The sequence below is a fragment of the Lactobacillus sp. UMNPBX16 genome (genome assembly GCF_002553775.1).
GTDB classification, from domain to species: domain Bacteria; phylum Bacillota; class Bacilli; order Lactobacillales; family Lactobacillaceae; genus Lactobacillus; species Lactobacillus crispatus.
On sequence record NZ_PCYU01000043.1, the window covers coordinates 1 to 24,415 of the forward strand.

A 24,415-nucleotide genomic window follows, 5' to 3' on the forward strand; every position below is an offset into this window, starting at 1 on the left:
TTTGATTTTACAATCCGCCTTATATTTTTTATCGCGTTTCCAAGAAAAAGCATGGCTTGAAAGACTTAGATTAATAATTAAAAAGTAAAAATGGCTTGCGTGTTGCAAGCCATTTTTTTACGCTAAAGTTGTAATGTCATTGAACTTTGGCAGATTAGCAATAAATTTTTCATAAGCACTTTGTTCAGCAGTCTTTTGGATCTGGACATTGGAAAAATCACCTTTCCTTAAGTCAGCTTCAGAAAGCTTAATTCGATGAGTAAAAGTAGCGTTACCAATAAGCTCGATCCAATAACTATTTTTTTCATAATGCACGATAGTTTTAACCATACCGCCAGGATTATAAACTGATATTGGTGTATTTAAGTTGCCTATTTCGGGGTGGGTTAAAGTAAGAGCAAGAGAAGTCGCGGACATTCCAGTACCACAGGCATTGGTAAAACCAACGCCCCGTTCGTAAGTGCGGACAAAAAGTTTATTTTTATCTAAAATTTGCGCGAAATTAACATTGACGCCATCTGTAAAGTAGGGATTATTGCTATTTAATTTTTTACCAACAATGCCTAAGATCGGGCCGGTAATTTCTGCTTGATTAACAAAAGAAATTAAATGTGGGTTAGGTACGGCAATTGAAGTAAAACGTAATCCAGGATAAATTTCTGGCAACCAAGCATCAATAATCCGTTCTTGTCCTAAATTATCAAAAGGGAGTGCCTCTTTATTAAAGCGTACAGGAGAGATCTCAACTGCAAATGCTGGCACGTTAGAAGCAAAATCTTTTTCTCTTCTAACACGTAAGCTGGCATTCATTGTGTCAACTAGGAAATTATCTTTTCCCGTTTTTTCACTTAGGTAACGAGCAACGGTGCGTAGACCGTTGCCACACATTGATGCTTCACTTCCATCAGCATTGATTACACGCATCTGGCCAAGTGAGTTAGAATGCACGGGATGATTAACTACTAAAACGCCATCTGCTCCGTGAAGCAGTCCAGTTTGTGGATTGGTAATCTTTTGCGTAAAATTTTTTAGCTCGGCGTCACTTAATTCGTGTTCGAATTGTGTTTGATCAAGAATAAAGAAATGATTTTGAGAACCGTGAACTTTGAATAAATTAATCATAATGCCCCCTAATTAAAAAACTTTTGATAAATAATTTTTACTGCTTCATCAGCCTTTTCTTTTTTAGTACCGATCATGATTGAAATTTGAGAAGCTCCCTGATTGATCATTTGTGGTGAAATATCATGATCGCCTAAAGAATCGATAATTTGACGGCTGATGGTATGTTTTTGTCGCATTCCTTCGCCGACAACCATAATAATTGCATAATCTTCAATCCATTCGAGTTGATCTGGATTAATTGTAGCTTGAATTTCATTACAAATTTGATCAATTAACTGATCGTTTAGAAAATCATTGTTAAAAATAATGGTAATATCGTCAATCCCAGATGGCATATGCTCATATGGAATATTATGTTGGTATAAAATTTGTAATATACGTAAGGTGAAACCAGCTTCTTTATTGAGCAAATATTTATGCAAATATAATGCGGAAAAATGTTTTTGGCTGGTTACGCCGGTTATTGCATTATCTGGGACAAAATCCTTTTCTGGGACAATCATAGTGCCAGGATTGCTAGGATCATGAGTATTTTTCACATTGATAGGAATCTGTCCTTGAATAGCAGGAATCAATGCTTCATCGTGAAAAACAGAAAAGCCAGCATATGACAACTCTCGCATTTCGCGATAAGTCATTTTCTTGATGGATTGGGGATGCTCAATAATATGAGGATTAGCGGCAAAAATCCCATTGACATCTGTAAAATTTTCATAGAGATCAGCATGAAAGCCGCTAGCTAGAATAGCCCCGGTAATGTCTGACCCGCCACGGGAAAAAGTGGCGATATTACCAGACGGAGTCATGCCAAAAAAGCCAGGAAATACGATACGTTCATCAGCCTTAATTTTAATTTGGTCAAGATTTAAGTAGCTCTCTGGATTGACAATGGCATCATTGGGCTCGCCAGTCACGATTAAACCGGCTTCAGCCGGATCAAGAAAACGACTATTAATTCCTTGATGGCGTAAAACTAAAGTAATTAAACGAGCATTAAGTCGTTCACCATGTGCCTTAAATGCAGCTAAAAGATATTTTTCGTTAGGATAACCCTGATTGGGCAACTCTAATAAAATTTGTTTAATAATACTTAATTCCGTATCTGCTAAGCCAAAATAATGACCAATTTCTTGATAGCGACTAAAAATTTTATTCACGATTTCAACACAATTCTTGTGCTTTAAGGCTAAATCTGCGTACTTGATTAACAGATCAGTAACTTTGATATCTGTTGTATTCCTTTTGCCTGGGGCAGAGACAACCATTACTTGTCGTTGAGGATCGCTGAGAATAATTTGAATTGCTTGTGCAACACTTTCACCGGTAGCTAAAGAAGAGCCACCAAACTTTACGATTTTCATTTCAAAACTCCTTTTGTTTTCAGAAATCATTAATTTAAATAAAAAAGTCAGACTAAATTTAATTGAATTCTAACATTCTTTTTTAATCTTGCAAGTGATGACTGTAATTTATCACTCTAAATGCCGCATTGTTACAAATAAAATTAAATTTTTATAATAAATTTGTTGACTATATTTTTATAAAATTGTAAACTACAGTCAATCGAAGAGGCGCAGCCGACATAAGTAACAATTCTGAGTTGGGCAAAACGAAGATGAATTGTAAAAGGGGAGGTTGCCGAAGCTGAGTCATGCTAAAGGCTTGAGCTGGGGCGTAGTTGAATAAACTGCGGACTGTCGCGAACAAAATTCGCGGAGCGCTATCGACCATAGATTAAGTAGAAATTAATCCATTGTTTGTTTGGCGCAGACAATGGATTTTTTTATTAGCGTTTCGCCTGAAAAAGACAGGAGAACAAAATGAATTCACAAATTGCAGTAGATCAGATTAATGAGCAAGGCCATTTAACGATTGGTGGAGTTGATACAGTAGAATTAGCTCAAAAGTATGGTACGCCATTAGTAGTTTATGATGTCGATCAAATTCGTCGACAAATTCGGGCTTTTAAGAAAGTTTTTGAAGAAGAAAACATGGCCTATGCTGTTAGTTATGCAAGTAAAGCTTTCGCAGCAATCGCAATGTATCAGGTTATTGCAGAAGAGGGAGCATACACTGATGTAGTTTCAGCAGGTGAGTTATTTACTGCAATAAAAGCCAATTTTCCAATGGAGAGAGTTAGCTTTCATGGTAATAATAAATCATTAACTGAATTGGAAATGGCTGTAAAAAATCATGTTGGCAAAATTATTATTGATAATTTTCATGAGATTCAGTTATTGGCGCAAGTTTTAAAAAAGTACGATGCTACGATTAGTGTCATGTTGCGTATTGCACCAGGGATTTCAGCACATACCCATGAATATGATCAAACAGGTCAGATTGATAGTAAATTTGGCTTTGATCTTGAATCAGGTCAAGCAGAAAAGGCATTAAAACAAGTTCTAGCTAATCCTAGGATGAAAATGTTGGGGATTCATGCTCACATTGGCTCACAGATTTTTGCCTTAAACGGCTTTGAAATGGCAGCACAAAAATTAATGGTAGTAGCGCAAGATTGGCGAGAAAAGTATGGCTATCTTGCACAAGTTATTAATGTTGGTGGCGGTTTTGGGATTAAATATACCCAAGAAGATCATCCATTACGACCAGAAGAATTTGTTAAGACGATTGTTAAGGTGATCAAAACTGAAGCTGAAAAAATGAATTATCCTTTACCTGAAATCGATATTGAACCGGGAAGATCAATTGTTGGTCCAGCCGGTTACAACCTTTATACGGTGGGTAGCCGTAAGGATATTCCAGGTTATCGTTCTTATATTACTGTCGATGGCGGGATGGGAGATAATATTCGCCCTGCACTTTATCAGGCTAAGTATGAAACAGTTTTAGCCACCGATCCACAAGCGCCTTTGACTGAACATGTTCGTATTGCTGGTAAGTATTGCGAGAGTGGCGATATATTAGCAGAAGATCAAGCTTTGCCACAAGTCAAAGCTGGAGACTTGTTAGCGATGTTGGATACAGGTGCATATGGGTATTCAATGGCTTCAAATTATAATCGTAATTCTCGACCAGCAGTGGTATTTGCAGAAAATGGTAAAGCAAAATTAGTCATTAAGCGTGAAAGTTTAGAAGACTTGGTTCATTTAGATCAATCATATTTAAATTAGAAAAGAGAAAAAAGATGGCAAAGTTAAATGCAAAAAGTATTATTGATTACATCGGTAATGCACCAAAAAAGACACCGGTAAAAGTCTTTATTAAAGGAGATTTAGCACAAATTGATTTTCCAAAGAAAATTGAGAATTTTACTGAAGCTCATTCTGGCGTGATCTTTGGTGACTGGAAAGATATTGAACCATTTTTAAAAGAAAATCATCAAATTACGGCCTACCATATTGAAAATGATGCACGAAATTCAGCAGTTCCTTTATTGGACTTCAAAAAAGTTAATGCTCGAATTGAACCAGGAGCTATTATTCGTGATCAAGTGGTAATCGGTAATAATGCAGTAATTATGATGGGTGCCATTATTAATATTGGAGCAGAAATCGGGGCTAATACCATGATTGATATGGGCGTAGTTCTCGGTGGCCGTGCCATTGTTGGACAACATTGTCATATTGGAGCTGGTAGCGTATTGGCTGGTGTAATTGAGCCTGCTTCAGCTAAACCGGTTCAAATTGATGATAATGTCATGATTGGAGCTAATGCAGTTGTAATTGAGGGTGTTCATGTAGGTGAAGGAGCCGTTGTGGCAGCCGGAGCAGTAGTTACTCATGATGTGCCAGCACATACGATGGTAGCGGGCGTTCCTGCTAAAATTATTAAAAAAGTTGATGAAAAAACTAGTAGTAAGACGGAACTAGAAGATAATCTGAGAAAGTTATAAAATGTCAGTTTTAAGTGAAAGTGAGTTAATTCAAATTAGAAGGCATTTACATCAAATACCTGAATTAGCACTAGCAGAAAAAGAAACACATGATTATTTAATCGAGGTAATTCAAAAATTTAAGCAAGATTATTTGGAAGTTGAGATACCGTCGACACTGCCTACCGCAATTCTAGTATTAGTTAAAGGAAGAAAACCGCACAGAACGATAGGATATCGTGCTGATATCGATGCTTTACCAGTTACTGAAAAAACTGGACTGGCATTTTCATCAAAACATGAGGGAGTAATGCATGCATGTGGACATGATATTCATATGACCGTGGCATTAGGTTTGTTAAGCTATTTTAGTGAAAATCAGCCACAAGATAATTTGCTTTTTTTCTTTCAGCCAGCCGAGGAAAGCCAAAGTGGTGGGATGCAAGCTTATGAAAAAAGAATTTTTCATGATCAATTTAAACCTGACGAGTTCTATGGCTTGCATGATAACCCCGCTTTGCCTGCTGGTAGTATTGGGTGTCGGATGGGTACACTTTTTGCTGGTACAACTGAAGTCAATATTGATATTTTAGGTAAAAGTGGACACGCAGCTTTTCCGCAAGATGCAAATGATACGGTAGTTGCAGCAGCAAGTTTGATCATGCAGGTTCAAACTATTATTTCACGAAGCATAGATCCAATTCAAAGTGGTGTTATTACTCTAGGCAAAATCGAAGCTGGTACGATTAGAAATGTAATTGCTGGTCAAGCTAGAATTGAGGGCACGATTCGTGGCTTAACTCAAAATATGATTTTGACAATCGATCAACGTCTCAAAGAAATCTGTCTTGGTATTGAGAAAAGCTTTGGTGTAGAAGTGAAGTTAGATTTGAATCAAGGTGGATATTGGCCAGTAGAAAATAACCCACAATTAACCAAGAACTTTATTTCATATATGAAAAGTCAGCCGACGGTTAACTTTATTACTACTGAACCAAAAATGACAGGTGAAGATTTTGGCTTTTTGCTGGCTAAATTCCCTGGGACAATGTTTTGGCTAGGTGTTGGTGATCCTGATTCACAATTGCATACGGCTACACTTAATCCTGATGAGAAAAGCATTCAGCGCGGCGTTGATGCAATCAAAGGATTTTTGATTAATAGAATGAGGCAATAAAATGGCAACATTAATTGATGCAGATTTGTTAACGGCGATTGTTACGCCATTTGATGAGAATCAAAAAATAGATTTTGCCAGTTTAGAAAAGCTGGTTAATTATTTAATTGACCAAGGTTGCAATGGCTTTGTAGTTGGTGGTACGACCGGAGAAACGCCAACTCTGACTCATGATGAAAAGATAGACTTGTACCAGCATTTTGGTCAAATTGTTAATGGACGTGTTCCGGTTATTGCAGGAACGGGCAGTAACGACACTGCAACCACTATCGCCTTCACCAATGAGGTAGCACAAATTAAAGGAATTGATTATGCCTTAGTAGTAGTGCCACCGTACAATAAGCCTGATCAGCGTAGCATGATTGCACATTTTAGTGCTATCAATGAACAAACTAAGATCCCAATTTTGATCTATAACATCCCTGGTCGAACTGGCGTGAAGATGGAAAAAGAAACGGTAGTCCAATTATCACGCCTTAAAAATATTAAGGGAATCAAACAATGTGCATCTTTAGAAGAAATGGAATACATTATTGATCATAAAGATCCTAATTTTTTGGTATTTAGTGGTGAAGATACGCAAGCGTTACCTGCAAGATTACTAGGAGCCAATGGCGTTATTTCCGTAGCTAGCCATTTATATTGCAAACAAATGCGGCGAATGTTTGATGATCTTTATGAAGGAAATTATCCTGAGGCGGGCACGATTCAACGCTGGTTAACGCCGAAAATGCAGGCTTTGTTTATGTATCCTTCACCAGCTCCTGTTAAGGCAGCCTTGAATGCTCAAGGATTTATAGTAGGGGGATGTCGTTTGCCATTAGTCGCTTTAGGTGATGAGGAAAAAGAAAAGTTGGCCCAGCATTTGGGTTTAAATGCTAATGCATTGATGCAAAAGTTGCCACTTAATTTAGGAAAGGATTGGTAAGACGAGATGCCTAAAAAAGTACTAATAGCTGGGTTTACTGGCGCAATGGGGCAAAAGGCTGTTAGTTTAGTTAATCAGCTGTCCAATTTTGAATTGGTGGCTGGATTTGCTCCAAAGGCAGTAAATGAGCCTGAAAGATATCATTTACCTAAAACAGCCCAAATTTTTAACCAATTAAGTCAAATTCCTGACCATGCTGCAGATATTTGGATTGATTTTACTACTCCCGCAGCTGTCTATGACAATGTTTATTTTGCTTTAACGCATCAAATTAAACCTATTGTTGGAACTACTGGCTTGAGTGATGATCAAGAAGCAACTTTGATTGAACTAGCCAAAAAGGAAAAATTAGGTGGTTTAATCGCACCTAATTTTGGAATGTCAGCAGTTTTATTAATGAAGTTTGCTGAAGAAGCTGCTAAGTATTTCCCTGATGTTGAAATTATTGAAATGCATCATGCAGATAAAAAAGATGCACCTTCAGGCACTGCCTTAGCTACTGCAAAAATGATCGCGCAAAATCGTCCTGAACATCAAACTGCGCCTGATGAAACTGAGACTTTAGCCAATGTTCGCGGTGGAGATTATCAAGGAATTAAAATCCATTCAGTACGCTTACCTGGCTATATTGCACATGAGCAAGTTTTATTTGGTGGACCTGGCGAAGCTTTAACCATTAGACAGGATTCATTTGATCGTGATTCCTTTATGAGTGGGGTTAAAGTTGCTTTAGAAAAAGTTGATCAATTAACTGAACTAGTTATTGGCTTAGAGAATATTTTATAAGAGGAAAAATTATGCCAGAATTAGCAAATGACTTGGCTTTAAGTAAGAAGATTCAATCTGTTAAGGCTTCGGGGATTAGGATTTTTGATAATAAAGTTTCAACCATTCCTGGAATTATCAAGCTGACTTTGGGTGAGCCTGATATGAATACACCTGAGCATGTTAAAACAGCTGCAATTGAAAGTATTCGAAATAATGATTCACACTATGCGCCACAAAAGGGAAAATTGGAACTTAGGCAAGCAATTAGCAATTATTTGAAAAAAGCAACTGGAGTAGTTTACGATCCAGAAACTGAAATTGTGGTTACAGTTGGCGCAACTGAAGCAATTAATGCGACACTATTTTCAATTACCAATCCGGGTGATAAGGTTGCTATTCCTACACCGGTATTTTCACTATATTGGCCAGTTGCAACTTTAGCAGATGCAGATTATGTATTAATGAACACGTCAGAAGATAACTTTAAATTAACGCCAGAAAGATTAGAAAGTACACTTAAGGAAGAATCTAATATCAAGGCGGTTATCTTAAACTACCCAGTTAATCCGACAGGAGTTGAATATACCGAAAGCGAAATTAGGGCATTAGCTGAAGTGATAAAAGCACACAATCTGTACGTAATTACTGATGAAATTTACAGTACTTTAACTTATGGCGTTAAGCATTTTTCAATTGCAAGTGTGATTCCTGAACGGGCAATTTATATTTCTGGATTATCTAAGTCACATGCAATGACAGGATACCGACTGGGTTATGTAGCTGGTCCGGCAAAAATTATGGAACAAATTGGTAAAGTCCATGGTTTAATGGTTACGACTACAACTGACTCTTCTCAAGCTGCAGCGACTGAAGCTTTGGAGCATGGATTGGATGATCCAGAAAAATACCGCAAAATATATCAAAGACGGCGCGATTTTGTGTTGGATGAATTAGCTAAGATGGGGATGCAAGCAGTTAAACCACAGGGAGCATTTTATATTTTCGCTAAGATTCCAGCTAAATATGGTAAAAATGATATGCAATTTGCACTGGATTTAGCATTTGAAGCAAAAGTCGGTATTACTCCAGGTAGTGCTTTTGGTCCTGGTGGAGAAGGGTACGTTAGAATGTCATATGCTTCCAGTGATGAAAATCTACATGAAGCGATGGAAAGAATGAAGAATTTTTTGCGAGGAGAAAAATAATGGTGAGAGAATATAATGTTGCAATTCTAGGTGCTACTGGTGCCGTGGGAAGAAGAATGATCGAACAATTGGAACAATCAACGATTCCAGTTAAAAGCTTAAAGCTACTCGCATCCTCACGTTCAGCAGGTACAGTTTTAAAATTTAAGGATCAAGATTTGACAGTTGAAGAAACTACACCAGAATCATTTGATGGTGTAGATTTAGTACTTTCCTCAGCTGGTGGTGCAGTGTCAAAGAAGTTTCTGCCGGAAGCCGTTAAGCGTGGTGCTGTCTGTGTTGATAATACATCAGCATTTAGAATGGAACCAGATGTACCACTGGTTGTACCTGAAGTTAATCCAGAAGCATTGAAAAAGCATCACGGCATCATTGCCAATCCAAATTGTTCAACAATTCAAATGGTAATGGCTTTGGAACCAGTTCGAAGAAAATTTGGTTTGAAACAAATTATCGTTTCCACTTATCAAGCTGCTTCAGGAGCAGGGCAAGCAGCAATTGATGAATTAAAAAAGGAAAGTCAAGATTACCTTGATGGTAAAGACATGCAAGCAGATGCTCATATTTTACCTACTAAAGGAGACAAAAAGCATTACCCATTAGCCTTTAATTTGTTACCTCAAATTGATGTTTTAGAAGATAGTGGCTATTCTCATGAAGAATGGAAGATGATTCATGAAACAAAGAAGATCATGCTAAATGACATGAATGCCAAAGATATCAAGGTAACTGCAACTTGTGTTAGGGTTCCTGTGCCAATTTCTCATGGGGAAAGTGTCTACTTTACTGTTGAAGATGAGACTGCAACGGCACAAGATATTAAAGATGCAGTTGCTGCCTTTCCAGGTAATGTTTTGGAAGATGATATTAAACATCAAATTTATCCGCAACCAATTAATGCAACAGGTAAGCGAGAAACTTTTGTTGGCCGCATTCGCCCTGATTATGAAAATAAGGGTGCCTTCAACATGTGGATTGTAGCCGATAATTTGCTTAAGGGTGCTGCATGGAATACGGTTGAAAATGCGGAATACCTAGTTAAGATGAACTTACTATAAAAATTTTGAAAAATAAAAATGAAAGCGCAAACCATGATTAAAAGTGATTTTGCGCTTTTTGATTGTGGTAGAATAGTTCAGGATTAAAAGGAGATTGAAATTTTGAAGACACTAAAAAAGTTCGGGATAGCTTTCATTTTATTTTGTTCATCGTGTTTGATAATGTCAAATCATGCTGTGCAGGCGAAGAGTTATTCAAATAAGCAACTATGGCAATATACGCTTAAGATGATGAAAAAGCATCATTTACGAGGAAGCATTGAAATTGTAAAAAATGGGCATGCTCAACGTGTTAGCTTAGGCTACGGTTATTACAGCAAACGACTGAAAAATGGCAATACAAAATTGCTTTATCCAGTTGGTTCTTTGCAAAAGATGGTTACTGCTGCAATAATTACACAGTTAATCTACCAGAAGAAATTCAATCAGAATACTAAGATTTCACGCTGGTATCCAAATTTGAAGCATGCAAACCAAATTACGGTGGGGCAGTTAATGACACATACCTCAGGAATTAACGTAATTGGAACAGAATCTAATCATGGAGTTAATTTTTCTGAAAATGGCGCGATCAATTGGATAATTGCCCAAGCCAATGCACGAGAAAATACGGGACGCAGTAAATTTAATTACAATAATGCTAACTATGTTTTGCTGGCAGGCATTATCAGTAAAGTAACGGGAAAGTCTTATGCTGCTAATGTGAAACAGCGGGTTATTCGACCATTGAAGTTGAAGCAAACCTATATTTACCAACAAATTCCGCGGTCAAAGACTGATGCGATTTCATATCTTTATTCTGGTGGTAAAAATTACAGTGCTAGTGCCTATGCTAATCGTAATGTTGTTTCTCAATTGCCTGGTGCTGGGAATCTATTTTCAACGGCTAATGATTATTATAAAATCCAATCTGGTATGCAAAATGGCAAGATTCTGACTAAAAAACAGTTCCATTATCTTGGTCATTTAAGTTCTAAGGTTAATACTTACTCAGGTGGTTTTTATCTGAAAAAGAATCAAACTTTAAAAGTCGCTTATGGCAATTTTGGTGATACCCACTTTGTTAACTGGATGCAACTGACTACTGATAATCAGAATGGAATTGTAATGTTTTTGAATCAAACTTATGGTAGTAAAAATCATATTCGTGCAATCGGGTATAACATTTTAAAGCATATAAAGGCTAATACCTTTATTAAGGGCTAAGAAAAAAGCTTGTTAACTGATATTGAAGTTAACAAGCTTTTTTTAACGATGATTTTTGGGCATTTTGCTGCGCTGGCCAAATAATTCGCCAACTAACTTGAAGAAGCCGTAAGCAATTAGCAAAATACCGATAATAATAATTGCTCTCCGATTAAAGGCACTAGGGTTAACCACTACGATAATTCCTAAAGCAAAAGCAATTAATGCCTCGATCGCTACAATAGTAATCTGAAAAATTCCGGGTAATTTACGAAAGACTAGTTGCCTAATTCGAATGTAGGAATAGATAATTAAGAATAGTCCTAAGAAGTAGTGAGCTAAGAAAATTAGTAGACGGTTATTAGAAATTAACGCGGTTGATAAAGCAAAAACTACTAAATACGAAATAATAAAGAAGTTTTTTTGTCGGTCTTTTAGACTAGATTTTGCCGTTGTTAAAATTTGGTGAACACTGAAACCAATCCCCGTGAAGGCAACTAGGGCGCCAAAAGCGCGCACTGCATATTGGGGTAGAGTTAGACTAATGATTCCTAATACTACCAGCACCCAACCAACAATTGTGTCTGTTGAGAAAAGCGCTTTGGTCAGTTGCTGGCTCTTGATCGTCTGCCAAATGCTGGAAAATAATGAACCAAAGACGAAACGGGTTCGCCGAGATGAATCAGCCAGTGAAAACAAAATTGCACCAAAACCGCCAAAACCATTTTTATCAAGTTCGTTGATCTTAGTTGCGCCGCTAGAGCTTAAAGCAGAAAAGAGGTCATTAGTTAAAGACTCACGTTCTTCTAGGGTGGCGTTACCAATCCATTGATTGATTAGTTGATTATATACTTGAGATTGAGCATTGCGGTGGCGTCTGGTGTCGAAGTTAGAACCGATTATTTGCCAGGAAAAAGCATCGTGTTGGCTTAATCCCTTGCGAGTACTACCAACAATAGTGGCTGGAATATTTTTCGACTCAAACAAGCGACCGATGACGCTAAAGTCTGGCACAAAGCGGCGTAGAGTATTTTGCAAATACTTATTAGGGAGCTGAGCACCAACTTCTTCTGCAATTCCAGGTGAATCAAAGGTATAAATACGTTTGATTCTTTTTCTTAATTTGGGCTCAATATTAATGGCAGCATATTCAGCTAAATTGCCACCTTTTGAGTGACCGCCTAAGTAATAATCTTGATCATCAGCTTTGAGAATAGTTTCGAGCAATTTTACTGCTTGTTGTTGGGCTACAGTGATTTTAAAACTAATTTCAAAATCTTCTTTCCAGCCAATTAGTGAATCGTCAGTCCCACGAAAAGCAATAAAGTTGGTCCCATCAGTTAGTTCAATTTTGATTGCACTAAATTGAGTATGTTCAGTTAACGTACTAATAAAATACGACAGTTTTGCATTTTTAAAGCGGTCTGCATGAGCCATTAATTTAAATAGTTCTTGGTATTGCAAATTATCATAACGAGGATGATCATCTGCAAAATAGAGCTTGGCAGCCTTCTCTAAACTAATTGTCGTTCCGTTACTTTTAACAATACCTGGTAATTCAAGATAAGAAAAAATAGATAAAACAAGTGCATCAATATCATTAAAAGGCGATGTTGAGAAGTCAACGTCACCACGCCATTTTAAATATGTAAGAATATTATTATCTGGATACATGCTTTACCTTCTTTAAATATAACTTTATAATTCCATTTCAATTTTAACGTAACTTATAAAGGATAGTGCAAGAAAAAAGCCCTTTTGAGAAAATTTTCAAAAGAACTTAGGATTTGATATAACATCAGTTATTTATTGTGGTATAATAAAACAGGTAGAAGGGGATTCTACTACCTGCACATGGGTCATAATAAGGACTTATAAAAACAATCAAGACCCAAGAAATAGTATATCAATATGATATACTAAACACAATATCTTTGTGGCTTTTTTTAGGAATACTGTTATATTTATTATATAGCAGTATTTTTGTTTTATAAAAAAGAGGAAAAAGGATGTTAAAAGAAGGAACATATAGTGCCCGTGCACGCGGCATGGCAGGCTTTGTAGGTGTGACATTAACTGTAGCTGATAATAAAATTTCAACTGTAGATTTAGATTTATCTACGGAAACGCCGCAGTATGGTCAAAAAGCAGAAAAAACATTAAAGCAGGAAATTTTGGATAAACAATCTGCTGATATCGACGCTGTTACTGGTGCAACATTTACTTCCAATGGGGTTAAAGAGGCTACAAGCGAAGCCTTAAAACAGGCAAAGTAGGAGATAACTGTGCACGTTACTACATATTTCATCATTGCTGTAATTATTATAGTAGTATTTTTGTTATTCAGATCAGAGCACAAGTTTGAATTCTTAAAGGCTGCAATTTTATTTGTCATTCAGCTGTGTTGTTCAACAATTAATTTCTTAATTTTCATGGTAATTGCGTATTTGATCATGAGTCAATGGGACCATGTTAATTTGGGAAACTTGTTTTTGCTGTTAGCAGCATTTGTTGTACTTTCAGGTGTTTTTGTTTATTGGGGGATGCGACTGGCTAGCAAAATTTTTAAGTTTTCGACAACTACACTCACTTTGGTAGAATATTATATTCAGTGGTCGTTAATATATGTTACAGTTTATCAAGCGATATTTAGTAACATAAAACATATTACTTCAATTACAAACTTCATCAGAGTAGGTAATTTTTTAGATCCAAATTTGTTTGTAGTTGTGATACTGCCATCATTCATTTCAGTTTGGATTGCGGTAATTCTTTACAAAAAGTCAATTAAGGCAATATAAAAAAGAGGCGTGAGCCTCTTTTTTGTTATTTTCTTTCTAAAATTTCATCCATCTTTTGGAAGAAGAGATCCTTATTGGCTTTAGTAACAAGAGTTACTTCTCTTCCTTTAGGATCCCGTACAAAGCTTCCTGCACTTAACCCATCAGTGATGACTCTTGCTTTAGCCGTTTCGGTTTCAACAACTTCTGGATATAGTGCGCTGATTGTAGTTAGCACATCCCAAAGGTAGAGTTCGGCTGATGGTATAGATACGATTAGACTATAGCCTTGTCCTATCAAGTCCATTGCAGGATATTTGCGTAAACTTGCCCAGTGCTGGCGCAACTCATCGTTAAGTGGTAATTCTTCCGTACTTTCTAATCCGACCATCTGAATTGGAATATTTGATTCAAATACGCGTTTAACTGCGTATGGATCCCAAAACGAGTTCCATTCTTGACTACCGTCAGCGTTAACCATAGCAACGTTGCCGTGCCCATCAAGAGAACCACCCATCCAATAAAGTTTTTCAATGTTTTTCTCAATGTCGGGATCGACATCTAAAGCGCGAGCTAGGTCAGTTAACGGACCTGTCATAACTAAAGCGATAGGCTCGTCTGCTTCTTTAATTTTTTCGACCATGTCTAAATGAGTAGGAAGCTTTGCCTGTTGCGTATCAATCTTGCCACTTTCATTGAGCATGGGAAGATAATTAAATGAATAAGTTGCCATCCGCCACTCGTGAGGAAATTGGTTGACTGCACGTGAGTTGGAACGAGCAATAGTCAAATCATCACCACGTAAGTTAAAAAGATCGGTCATTTTGCGACATGCTTCAACACTAGGATCAATGTAGCCGTCTGCATCAATTGCACCAACGCCTAAAAGTTTGATATTTGGTGCTTGTAGTAAGAGCAGATAAGATACTAAATCATCGATATTACCATCATGGTTAAAATAAATTTGTTTCATTGTTTATGCCTTTCTTAATATAGATACTTTTATTCTACCAAGATTTTAGTTGAAATGATCGGGTAGATGATTATTTTTACGATAAGCGTCTCTAGAATTTGGAGACCTCTTTTTGTGCTAAAATAAAAAACATGAATATTGAAACATTAAAAAAAGAATTTAGCGCTCGGGCAAATGAAGAAAAGGCCAATCATCTTGTTGGTTACATGCGAAATCAATTTCTATTCTATGGCCTACAAACACCAGAACGTAGGGCGATTTCTCATAATTTTTTGAAAGATGAAAAGAAGAAAAAAGAAGTTGACTGGAAGTTGCTAGACCAGGCATGGGATGAAGAACAACGCGAATTGCAATATTTTGCCTGTGATTATTTATTGGCAATGAAAAAGTATATTGTTTTTGATGATTTAGCTAAAATTGAGCGTTTTGTTAGAACAAAGCAATGGTGGGATACGATTGACTCATTAATCAAAATTTATGGCTATGTTGGCTTAACGGATAATCGAGTAGACGATCTAATGCTCAAGTGGTCGCAAGATCCAGATTTCTGGGTAAGAAGGGTCGCGATTGAGCATCAATTATTGCGTAAAAAGAAGATGAACACCGCGTTATTACAAAAAATTATTGAAAATAATCTTGATAGTCAGGAGTTTTTTATCAATAAGGCAATTGGCTGGGCTTTGCGTGATTACTCTAAGACCAATCCAGATTGGGTGCGTAACTTCATTGAACTGCATCGAGAGCATTTAGCTAAATTGAGTATTAAAGAAGGCAGTAAATATTTATAAAATAAAAAACTGATATTCAATGATTAAAGTCTGAATATCAGTTTTTTGATATTAATAGTTTAATTAATCTAAGTCTTGACCGTTAGATTCGATAACTTTCTTGTACCAGAAGAATGAGTCCTTACGTGAACGAGCCAATGTACCTTCACCAGCATCGTTTTTATCAACGTAGATAAAGCCGTAGCGCTTATCCATTTGACCAGTACCTGCAGAAACAAGGTCAATACAGCCCCATGGTAAGTAACCCATTAAGTCAACACCGTCGAGTTCAACAGCCTTTTCCATTTCTGAAATATGGTTTCTCAAGTAGTCGATTCTGTAGTCATCGTGAACCTTGCCGTCTTCAACCTTGTCGTAAGCACCAAGACCATTTTCAACGATGAACAATGGCTTGTGGTAACGATCTTGCAATTGGTTTAAGGCAATTCTCAAACCTTCTGGATCGATTTCCCAGCCCCAGTCACTACGCTTCAAAGTAGGGTTCTTAGCTACAGCTTTAGCTAAATCAGTTAAATCATCAGGCTTAACTTTTTCGCTTGAAACAGTAGTAGTTTGGTAGTAACTAAAGCCAACATAATCAACTGTACCTTCCTTTAAGACAATTCTATCTTCATCAGTGATGTCAGGACGGTAGCCATTTCTTTCGATATAAGCTTCAACAGCATTTGGATATTCGCCAAAAACATGAACGTCTGAGAACCAATCACGGCGTTGCTCCCACTTGTCAGCTAATAATACATCATCACTTGATGGAGTAAGTGGACGAACAGGTGAGTAGTTGATCATACAACCAATTTGGAAGTTAGGGTTGATCTTGTGACCAATCTTAACTGCTAATGCAGAAGCAACTAATTCATAGTGACCAGCTTGATACATTGCAGCTTCTTTATCCCTGTCAGTCATGTCATCTTTGAAAAGAATACCAGAATTAGTAGCCATTAAGAAGTCATTGTTAAATGCTGATTGGTTATCAATTTCATTGAAAGTCATCCAGTACTTAACCTTGTTCTTGTAACGCTTGAAGCAAACTTCTGCGAAATGTACGAAGAAGTCAATTACTTTACGGTTGGTAAAACCACCATAGTTCTTAGCCAAATTGAATGGCATTTCAAAGTGGGAGAGGGTAATTACAGGTTCAATGCCGTATTCATGACAGGTATCAAATAAATCGTCATAAAATTTTAAACCTTCTTCATTAGGTTCTTTTTCATCACCGTTAGGGAAAATTCTAGTCCAGGCAATAGAAGTTCTGAAAGCCTTAAAGCCCATTTCTGCCATTAACTTGATGTCTTCCTTGTAGTGGTGGTAGAAATCAATTGCTGAGTGGTTAGGATAGTTCTTACCTGGAAGAACACCATCAGTAATTTCACGTGGCTTAGTAGCGGAACCGACTGTCATAACATCGGCAACGGAAACTCCTTTGCCGCCTTCTTTCCAAGCACCTTCAAGTTGGTGAGCAGCTACAGCACCACCCCATAAAAAGTTTTTTGGCATTTTTGCTGAATACATTAATTATTCCTCTCTTTCTGTATGTAACTGGAAACGTTTACAATAGTCATTCTGACACAGTGTATTTTTAAAATCAAGTTGAATTTAGTCACCGTTGACTGTTAAGGCGCCTCGATCATAGCGATTGCGCGATTCTGATAATTCAAAGGGACGGCCGTCTTCTAAAAACGCTTTTTGTTGAATACATAAAACGGGATCGTCGATGGCACAGTCAAGATATTTCATATCGTAGGCATCAGATTTTTCTGCGGTAATGATCCGATCGTCCTTGCCAATTTTAAGCCCCAGCTCATTTTGAATATAGGAGTAAACTGATTTGTGCAGAATATCCATTGTGATTCCGGGGATGCGCTTAATCGGCATGACGGTATATTCCAACCTAGCTGGTTTTCCATTTAAGATACGTTGTCTAATAATGTCATAAACCTCATCATTTTTGTCTAGACATAAAGCTTTGCATTCTTCAGCGCTCGGCCGTCGAATATTAAACGAAATTACATTGCTAGTTAATAGAAAGGCGCTATTGACATGTCTGGTGAAGCCGGTATGTTCGTTGACACCAGAGTTAAGAAAAATATCAGGAATCGACTTGCTAGTAATGAAGGTACCGTGTCCCTTGACAGCTTTGATTAATTTTTTGCTTTGCAAAATTTTAAGAGCATGAACAATAGTTACTCGGCTAGTATGATATTTCTTAGCCAAATCAAATTGCTCAGGCAACTGTCTAACATACTTCTTTTCAATAATATCTTTTTCTATATCATTGGCTATTTCTTGATAACGACTCAAGGGTAAGCCTCCTCTCTATTGTAAAGGAAAATGTTTCATTGCTATTTTACCAGTTTTCTTTATAATTGTGTAAGCGGTTGCTAATTTTTATACAAAAATTGTAAGCAATTTCATAAGTAAAGTGGTATGCTTTACATGTAGCTTGTATGTATTTGAAAAGGCATACAAGTGATGCATAATATTTAGTGATGGGAAAACAAAAGTATATATTTTTGTTTACAAAACAATGAAAGCGTTTTATAATAATTGGCGTAGATCAATAAAAGAAATTTAAATATAAAACGTAATGATCAGGAGGATTTTATATTATGGCTGAACAAACTATTATGTTAAATTGTAGTGCAGGTATGAGTACTTCACTTTTGGTAACTAAGATGCAAGAAGCTGCTAAGGAACAAGGCATTGATGCAGAAATCTTTGCTTGCCCAGCTTCAGAAGCTGATGACAAGATTGCACAAAAGGAAATTGACTGTGTTCTTCTTGGGCCTCAAGTAAGTTACATGAAGGGTGACTTCGAAAACAAAGTTAAAGGCAAGGGTAAAGACGGTAAGGACATTCCTTTGGATGTTATCAACATGCAAGACTACGGCATGATGAACGGTAAGAACGTTTTGGCTCAAGCCGAAAAAATGATTAAGGGTTAATTAACTAATTAAAGGAGAGACAGATTTATGGCAGAAGAAAAGCAAACTCCAGAGCAAAAGGAACAAGAAACATTAATGGCTGCTATGGGCCTTATTGCTAATGGTGGTAACGCAAAAAGTTTAGCCTTTGAAGCAATTCGTCTTGCTAAAAAAGGCGATATTGAAGGCGCACGTGAAAAGCTTAAGGAAAGTGATAAGTCACTTCTTGAAGCTCACAATTCACAAACCAATATGCTTACCAAAGAGGCACAAGGTGACCATATGCATGTCACTTTATTAGTGGTACACTCACAAGACCACTTGATGAACGCTATTACCTTTAGGGACTTAGCTGGAGAAATGGTAGATCTTTATGAAAAGCTATATGAGTCTGGCTCTCTTAAGAAATAATATAAGTAATCGCTATAAAAATAGATCTCACGAAAAAGTGGGATCTATTTTTTTACGCAAAAATGCTAAAATGAAAATAATTAAGTTTAGATTGAGAGAAGAAATATGAATCAAAAAGAAGTCGAAAGAGAAAAAGCAGAAGTAGCACGGACTAAGCACCGTGAAAGTATCAAATACATGTATTTTAGTCGGTATTTGATGATTAGATATATAGTAACTATCTTTTTATTTTGCAATCTGATGTGGTTTATTATTAGTGCATATTATGGCTCACGATTTGGCATTTTTACTGCGCTAATTATGGGAGTTTATTCTGCTGTAGCTAGTTTTGAGCAGTTATCTAAGATGCACAATCGTAAGCGTGACATTCCAATTACTAGAATATATTTGTATGTTCAGATGATAGTTAATGCATTGCTAACAATCGGTTTGTTTACTCCACTTAAAAAGATGATTTTTCCATTTGTAATTAACAATGATATTTTGTATTTCATGGCTGCTTTTCTGTTAATCGGAATTGTTTTGGCAGCTTTATGCGAATTCAGAATTCATCAAATTTTGAACGATAAGGATCGTTATTACCGTGTAATTGAAGTTTTCAAGAAGCATCAACAATAGATTATATGAAGAAACTTATAAATAACTATAAGTTTTTTTATTTTGCCCAAAAGCCCGTGATAATGGGAAAAGTAAAGACTTTTGATTTCAAAGGTATACCGTATGTCAAGAAAAAGCGTTTACATAAGAAATCGCTTTTGTTATAATGAAGATGTTCAGATTTGATGAATGCTTCAGAAATATTGAGGAGGAAAAGAATATGGCTGATTCTAATTCAGCTTCTTTCAAAGATAAGATTGCGGCAAAAGCCGGGAAATTTGCCTCATCACGCTTTGTTAGAGCTATCATGGACGCTGGCTATAGCGTTATTTCATTTTCTATTATCGGAGCAATATTCTTAATTTTAACTGTATTGCCACAAGCATTTCCAATTCCTGGATTTGCTGAATTTTATGCAAATACTTTGGGTCGTTTTACCAACTTATTCCAAGTTGTTTACAATGCTACTATGGGTATTTTGGCATTGATCTTTGCCGGTACTTTTGCATATTCATATACAAATATTTACCGTCAAGAAGAAAAACTTGATTTGGTACCAATGAATGGTTTATTAATGTTCTTAATGGCCTTTTTCATTACTGTACCAGAACTTGTTTGGAAGAATGGTTCAATTCAATTTGTTACTATTCTTACTAAGGCTAAGATGGTTGCTGGTGGTTATGAAGCTTCAACTGGTGGTATTACTAGAATTGCCTCAGTTGGTATCTTTACCGGTTTGGTAGTTGCTTGGTTAACAGTTCAAATCTACCGTTACACGGTTAAGCATAACTGGAGAATTAAGATGCCTGCATCTGTTCCAGCTGGTGTATCTAACTCATTCAGTGCTTTGATTCCAGGTTTCTGTATTGCTTTAACTGTTGCAGTTATTGAATTGATTTTGGTAACTTTAGGAACTGATATCTTCAAGGTTCTTTACATTCCATTCTCATTCATTAGTAATATCGCTGATACTTGGTGGGGATTCCTCATCATTATCTTCTTGATCCACTTCTTATGGTGGTTTGGTATTCACGGTGCCACAATTATGGGTGCTTTCTATACGCCAATTGTTTTGGCTAACATGGCTGCTAACGTAAATGGTGCTTCACACTTCTTCGCTGGTGACCCAATGAACTCATTCGTAATTATTGGTGGTTCTGGTGCCACTTTAGGTATGGCTATCTGGCTTGCCTTTGGTTCACGTTCAGTCCAATTAAAAGAAATTGGTAAGGTTGAATTAGTCCCAGCTATCTTTAACATTAACGAACCAATTCTTTTCGGTTTACCAATCGTTTATAACATTAACTTATTGATTCCATTTATTTGTGCTCCGCTTGCTTCAGGTATTATTGGTTATGTTGCTGTAACAACTCATTTAGTACCTAAGATCATCGTACAACAACCATGGCCAACTCCAGTTGGTTTGAGTGGTTTCATCGCAACTGCTAGTTGGCAAGGTGCCGTTCTTTCAGTAGTTTGTGCGATCGTTGCATTCTTGATCTGGTTCCCATTCATTAAGCACTACGACAATGTATTGCTTAAGCAAGAACAAGCAGATACTGCTAAGAATTAATAAATTAAAAAATTAAAATAAAACTTTGTTAACTTTGAACGATAAAAAACGTTGTCTAATCTGGCAACGTTTTTTTGATTAATTAAAAATTCAGTTCATATTAATTTAGTTAACTTTAAGTAGTAATTCATAATTGGCAACAAATTTGAAAAGAGCAGTAGACGAAAAGATGTTGACGAGTATTATTGGGTATTTAAATTGAATAAGAAAGGAAGAGTAATATGCATGAAGCAGAAACGTATTATTTAATTAATTAGCATTGATACTCAATTTAACCAATACCAGCATTGATCCATAAAAAAGACCGTAATTCAAACGAACTACGGTCTTTTTCATGCTGAGAGGGTGATTCTAAGCAGCCATATTGGCATAAACGTTGTCACCCATACGTTTTAATTCTTTTCTAGCGCCCATCTTAAGCTGCCAGTTATAGAACAAGGTCTGTAACTTACCATGCTTTTCACGGTCAAAGCTGAGCATATCTTCACTGAAGGTAATCTTTACGCCTTCGGCATTATCTTCAGTTACATACTTAATCTGGAGCTCAAGACGGCTAGTCTTGAAATGAGCACCATAGACTTTGTTACGCTCATAATCGGTAATTTCAACCTTAGCACCGTCCATTTCGTACTTAGTACCCTTGCTTAAAACAACGGGCATATCATTGCCTCTAGCTTTTTTAATAGCAGGGATTAGTTGTTCTTCTAAATAATCAAAGAAATCTTTAGCTTTAAAGTTGAATTGTCTTGTAATAGTTATCAATTTTTTCTCTTCTCTCTATTTCTATATTACTTATATCTTAATTATATTTATTTAAAAAAATAGAGTCTAGCTTTTTCATAAGTTAGGCTCTATTTTAGGATTAAATTAGTCTAAATCTTCACCGTTTGATGAGATGACTTTCTTGTACCAGTAGAATGAATCCTTAGGGTAACGCTTAAGTGATCCATTGCCACGATCATCACGATCGACATAGACGAAGCCATAACGTTTCTTCATTTCACCGGTACCGTTAGATACTAAATCAATTGCCGACCAAGTAGTGTAGCCCATTAAGTCAACGCCATCAATTGTAACGGCATCCCTCATAGATTTGATTTGACTACGCAAGTAATTAATACGGTAATCATCATGGACCCTGCCGTCTTTTTCTAAAGTGTCGGCGGAGCCTAAACCATTTTCAACTACCCAGAGAGGCTTGTGGTAACGATCCCAGAGATCATTAAGAGCAATTCTTAAAACATCTGGGTCAGTTGCCCAACCCCAGGCATTACTTTCAAGGTAAGGGTTCTTAACGCCACCTGCGCTAACATTACCAGATGCTTTAGCTTCTGCTTCATGAGTAGTTAAAACATTTGAAGTGTAGCAGGAGAAACTTAAGAAGTCAGCAGGGTACTTAGCGATCAATTCATAATCTTCTGGTGTATCGTCAAGCTTAATACCGTCACGTTCATATTTCTTCAAACGGTATTCTGGATAGTGACCACCAGTTTGAACATCACTATAGAAAAGCATATCTTGCTTTACTTCCATAACTTTAATTTGATCCTTAGGATCACAAGTGTATGGGTAGTAAGCAGAGTAGGCTAACATTTGTCCCACACGATTATTTGGATCGATTTCGTGAGCCAACTTAACTACTTTAGCACTTGCTACAAATTGATTGTGGGCACCTTGGGCACGATTTTGTTCACTACCATCGATTAGGCCACCGCCCATGTATGGAGCCATATCCATCGCGTTAATTTCGTTAAAAGTAAGCCAGTATCTAACTTTGCCTTTGTAATGATTCATTACAATATTTGAATAATGAACAAAAGCATCGATTAAACGACGATCTTTCCAGCCACCGAAGCGAGTGATTAAAGAGAGGGGAGTTTCGTAGTGAGATAAAGTAACTAATGGTTCAATACCATACTTAGCACATTCATCGAATACCTTGTCGTAAAATGCTAATCCTTCTTCATTAGGCTTTTCATCATCGCCATTTGGTAAAATTCTGGACCAGTTCATTGATAAACGGAAAACATCAAAGCCCATGTCTGCCATATATTTAATATCTTCCTTGTAATGGTGGTAAAAGTCTGTACCTTGGTGACTTGGGTAGTAGTAACCATCAAGCAAAGCAGGAACAGCTCCTTCAGGTAAGCTGAAGTCCTTACCCCAAACTAGAGGTGTAGCACCTGTTTCGCCATTAGGCTTTTTCCAAGTTACTTTACGTGGTTCAGTTGCTGAACCATTAGTTAAAACGTCAACGGCATTTAAGCCTTTGCCGCCTTCATCATAACCACCTTCATATTGGTTAGCTGCAGTAGCGCCACCCCAAGTGAAATTTTTTGAGAATGCCATAAAATACCTCCTAAAATCGGTTATTATCTAATAAAACGTAATCGCGAGTATCGTATCGATTTCTACTGGTTGAATATTCGATTGGTTGCCCATTTGTAAGCCAAATGATCTGTTCTAGCTCAAGCATTGGGTCATCATCTTTAGCATCTAAGAATTTTTTATCGTATTCGTTGGGTTTAGCAGCACGAATTTTTCGATAAGCATGACCAAACTTTAAATGCAATTTTTGATGGATGTAATTATAGATTGATGCATGTAGAATCTTCTCATCTAATTCGGGAACCAGCTTAATTGGCATATAAGTATGCTCAATAATGTAGGGTTGATCATCATAGATTCTAAGTCGAACAATGTTATAGACTGGTTCATTTCGCTTTAGATCGAGGTTCTTTTGTATTTGCTCATCGGGAAACTCAACAGAGAAGTGTAGCACCTTACTTGTAACTTCGTTTTTTCCTAGTAAGTTTCTTAAACCAGTAAAAGCATTGACGGGAGAGTCAATATCAGATTTAATTGGAATTTCGCCTGCGACAAATGTGCCTAAGCCAGATTGCTTATAAACTAGTCCTTGTCGCTCCAAACCATCGAAAGCCTTTTTTACAGTCAGACGACTAACGTCAAATTCTTTAGCGAATGCCTCTTGATCAGGTAAGGGCTCTTGCTTACTGTAAACACCATTTTCAATACGTTTTTTTAATTCACTTGCGACCTCTAAATATTTTGCCTTTGCCATGTTTTTTCATCT

24 protein-coding genes and 1 riboswitch are annotated in these 24,415 nt (G+C 36.8%); of the genes, 15 read left to right on the top strand and 9 right to left on the bottom strand.

The window, feature by feature from the left end; genetic code table 11:
* Positions 1-117: 117 nt before the first annotated feature.
* Together dapF and CP367_RS09085 are read right to left on the bottom strand one after the other, a co-directional pair.
* On the bottom strand, positions 118-1,122 hold the full coding sequence (dapF, locus tag CP367_RS09080; protein ID WP_005718898.1) for a diaminopimelate epimerase: 1,005 nt from the start codon (positions 1,120-1,122) through the stop codon (positions 118-120).
* 8 nt (positions 1,123-1,130) lie between these two features.
* Positions 1,131-2,486, bottom strand: coding sequence for an aspartate kinase (locus tag CP367_RS09085; RefSeq protein ID WP_089146224.1), 1,356 nt, complete (start codon positions 2,484-2,486; stop codon positions 1,131-1,133).
* Between the two features lie 197 nt (positions 2,487-2,683).
* Positions 2,684-2,857: riboswitch (Lysine riboswitch) on the top strand.
* Between the two features lie 88 nt (positions 2,858-2,945).
* Here CP367_RS09085 and lysA point away from each other — a divergent pair.
* From lysA to CP367_RS09125, 8 genes are all read left to right on the top strand, one after another.
* Positions 2,946-4,256 carry a diaminopimelate decarboxylase gene (lysA, locus tag CP367_RS09090; protein ID WP_061204620.1) on the top strand — a complete coding sequence of 437 codons (1,311 nt, stop codon included), beginning with the start codon at positions 2,946-2,948 and terminating at the stop codon, positions 4,254-4,256.
* Positions 4,257-4,270: 14 nt separating this feature from the next.
* The gene (gene dapD, locus CP367_RS09095; protein WP_089146223.1) at positions 4,271-4,978 is read left to right on the top strand and encodes a 2,3,4,5-tetrahydropyridine-2,6-dicarboxylate N-acetyltransferase; all 708 of its coding nucleotides are present in this window, start codon (positions 4,271-4,273) and stop codon (positions 4,976-4,978) included.
* 1 nt (position 4,979) lies between these two features.
* Entirely contained in the window at positions 4,980-6,134 is a 1,155-nt protein-coding gene (locus CP367_RS09100) for an N-acetyldiaminopimelate deacetylase (RefSeq protein ID WP_005724567.1), read from the top strand.
* A gap of 1 nt (position 6,135) precedes the next feature.
* Positions 6,136-7,062, top strand: a complete 927-nt coding sequence (gene dapA, locus CP367_RS09105; protein WP_023488385.1) for a 4-hydroxy-tetrahydrodipicolinate synthase — start codon at positions 6,136-6,138, stop codon at positions 7,060-7,062.
* 6 nt (positions 7,063-7,068) lie between these two features.
* The gene (dapB, locus tag CP367_RS09110) at positions 7,069-7,848 is read left to right on the top strand and encodes a 4-hydroxy-tetrahydrodipicolinate reductase (RefSeq protein WP_089146222.1); all 780 of its coding nucleotides are present in this window, start codon (positions 7,069-7,071) and stop codon (positions 7,846-7,848) included.
* Between the two features lie 11 nt (positions 7,849-7,859).
* Entirely contained in the window at positions 7,860-9,035 is a 1,176-nt protein-coding gene (locus CP367_RS09115) for an aminotransferase class I/II-fold pyridoxal phosphate-dependent enzyme (protein ID WP_023488387.1), read from the top strand.
* Positions 9,035-10,093 (top strand): aspartate-semialdehyde dehydrogenase, encoded by a 1,059-nt coding sequence (locus tag CP367_RS09120; RefSeq protein WP_013086190.1) that lies wholly within the window; start codon positions 9,035-9,037, stop codon positions 10,091-10,093. Before CP367_RS09115 ends, CP367_RS09120 begins: the two co-directional genes overlap by 1 nt.
* A 162-nt stretch (positions 10,094-10,255) precedes the next feature.
* Complete coding sequence (locus tag CP367_RS09125; protein ID WP_089143517.1) at positions 10,256-11,299, top strand: serine hydrolase; 1,044 nt, start codon at positions 10,256-10,258, stop codon at positions 11,297-11,299.
* 42 nt (positions 11,300-11,341) lie between these two features.
* Here the strand turns inward: CP367_RS09125 and CP367_RS09130 are convergent, their stop codons facing one another.
* On the bottom strand, positions 11,342-12,952 hold the full coding sequence (locus CP367_RS09130; RefSeq protein ID WP_013086192.1) for an Mbeg1-like protein: 1,611 nt from the start codon (positions 12,950-12,952) through the stop codon (positions 11,342-11,344).
* Positions 12,953-13,287: 335 nt separating this feature from the next.
* On the opposite strand from CP367_RS09130, the gene CP367_RS09135 reads away from it, so the two are divergent.
* A complete protein-coding gene (locus tag CP367_RS09135; protein WP_005728109.1) occupies positions 13,288-13,554 on the top strand; it encodes an FMN-binding protein in 267 nt (88 codons plus the stop codon).
* A 9-nt stretch (positions 13,555-13,563) separates the two neighbouring features.
* Positions 13,564-14,079: a hypothetical protein gene (locus CP367_RS09140; protein ID WP_060461855.1), complete on the top strand. Its 516-nt coding sequence runs from the start codon at positions 13,564-13,566 to the stop codon at positions 14,077-14,079.
* A gap of 25 nt (positions 14,080-14,104) precedes the next feature.
* Here CP367_RS09140 and CP367_RS09145 read toward each other — a convergent pair whose 3' ends face one another.
* Positions 14,105-15,031, bottom strand: a complete 927-nt coding sequence (locus tag CP367_RS09145) for a nucleoside hydrolase (protein WP_089146221.1) — start codon at positions 15,029-15,031, stop codon at positions 14,105-14,107.
* Positions 15,032-15,162: 131 nt separating this feature from the next.
* Between CP367_RS09145 and CP367_RS09150 the strand changes: the two genes are divergently transcribed.
* Positions 15,163-15,819, top strand: coding sequence for a DNA alkylation repair protein (locus CP367_RS09150; RefSeq protein WP_023488392.1), 657 nt, complete (start codon positions 15,163-15,165; stop codon positions 15,817-15,819).
* A 63-nt stretch (positions 15,820-15,882) separates the two neighbouring features.
* On the opposite strand, the gene CP367_RS09155 is transcribed toward CP367_RS09150, so the two are convergent.
* Both CP367_RS09155 and CP367_RS09160 read right to left on the bottom strand, forming a co-directional pair.
* Complete coding sequence (locus CP367_RS09155) at positions 15,883-17,328, bottom strand: 6-phospho-beta-glucosidase (RefSeq protein ID WP_089146220.1); 1,446 nt, start codon at positions 17,326-17,328, stop codon at positions 15,883-15,885.
* Positions 17,329-17,412: 84 nt separating this feature from the next.
* A complete protein-coding gene (locus CP367_RS09160) occupies positions 17,413-18,117 on the bottom strand; it encodes a GntR family transcriptional regulator (RefSeq protein ID WP_025006149.1) in 705 nt (234 codons plus the stop codon).
* 308 nt (positions 18,118-18,425) lie between these two features.
* Here CP367_RS09160 and CP367_RS09165 point away from each other — a divergent pair, with 308 nt between their 5' ends.
* The 4 genes from CP367_RS09165 to celB all read left to right on the top strand — a co-directional run bounded on the left by CP367_RS09165 (position 18,426) and on the right by celB (position 21,321).
* A complete protein-coding gene (locus CP367_RS09165) occupies positions 18,426-18,761 on the top strand; it encodes a PTS sugar transporter subunit IIB (RefSeq protein ID WP_025006148.1) in 336 nt (111 codons plus the stop codon).
* Between the two features lie 27 nt (positions 18,762-18,788).
* Complete coding sequence (locus CP367_RS09170; RefSeq protein ID WP_014918983.1) at positions 18,789-19,151, top strand: PTS lactose/cellobiose transporter subunit IIA; 363 nt, start codon at positions 18,789-18,791, stop codon at positions 19,149-19,151.
* 105 nt (positions 19,152-19,256) lie between these two features.
* Positions 19,257-19,769, top strand: a complete 513-nt coding sequence (locus CP367_RS09175; RefSeq protein WP_089146219.1) for a PTS cellobiose transporter subunit IIA — start codon at positions 19,257-19,259, stop codon at positions 19,767-19,769.
* Between the two features lie 199 nt (positions 19,770-19,968).
* Complete coding sequence (celB, locus tag CP367_RS09180) at positions 19,969-21,321, top strand: PTS cellobiose transporter subunit IIC (protein WP_089146218.1); 1,353 nt, start codon at positions 19,969-19,971, stop codon at positions 21,319-21,321.
* Positions 21,322-21,672: 351 nt separating this feature from the next.
* Here celB and CP367_RS09185 read toward each other — a convergent pair whose 3' ends face one another.
* The 3 genes from CP367_RS09185 to CP367_RS09195 form a co-directional block, all read right to left on the bottom strand.
* Positions 21,673-22,083, bottom strand: coding sequence for a DUF3284 domain-containing protein (locus CP367_RS09185; protein WP_025006145.1), 411 nt, complete (start codon positions 22,081-22,083; stop codon positions 21,673-21,675).
* A 105-nt stretch (positions 22,084-22,188) separates the two neighbouring features.
* Positions 22,189-23,670 (bottom strand): family 1 glycosylhydrolase, encoded by a 1,482-nt coding sequence (locus CP367_RS09190; RefSeq protein WP_089146217.1) that lies wholly within the window; start codon positions 23,668-23,670, stop codon positions 22,189-22,191.
* Between the two features lie 10 nt (positions 23,671-23,680).
* Complete coding sequence (locus tag CP367_RS09195) at positions 23,681-24,403, bottom strand: GntR family transcriptional regulator (protein WP_061204629.1); 723 nt, start codon at positions 24,401-24,403, stop codon at positions 23,681-23,683.
* Positions 24,404-24,415 lie beyond the last annotated feature (12 nt).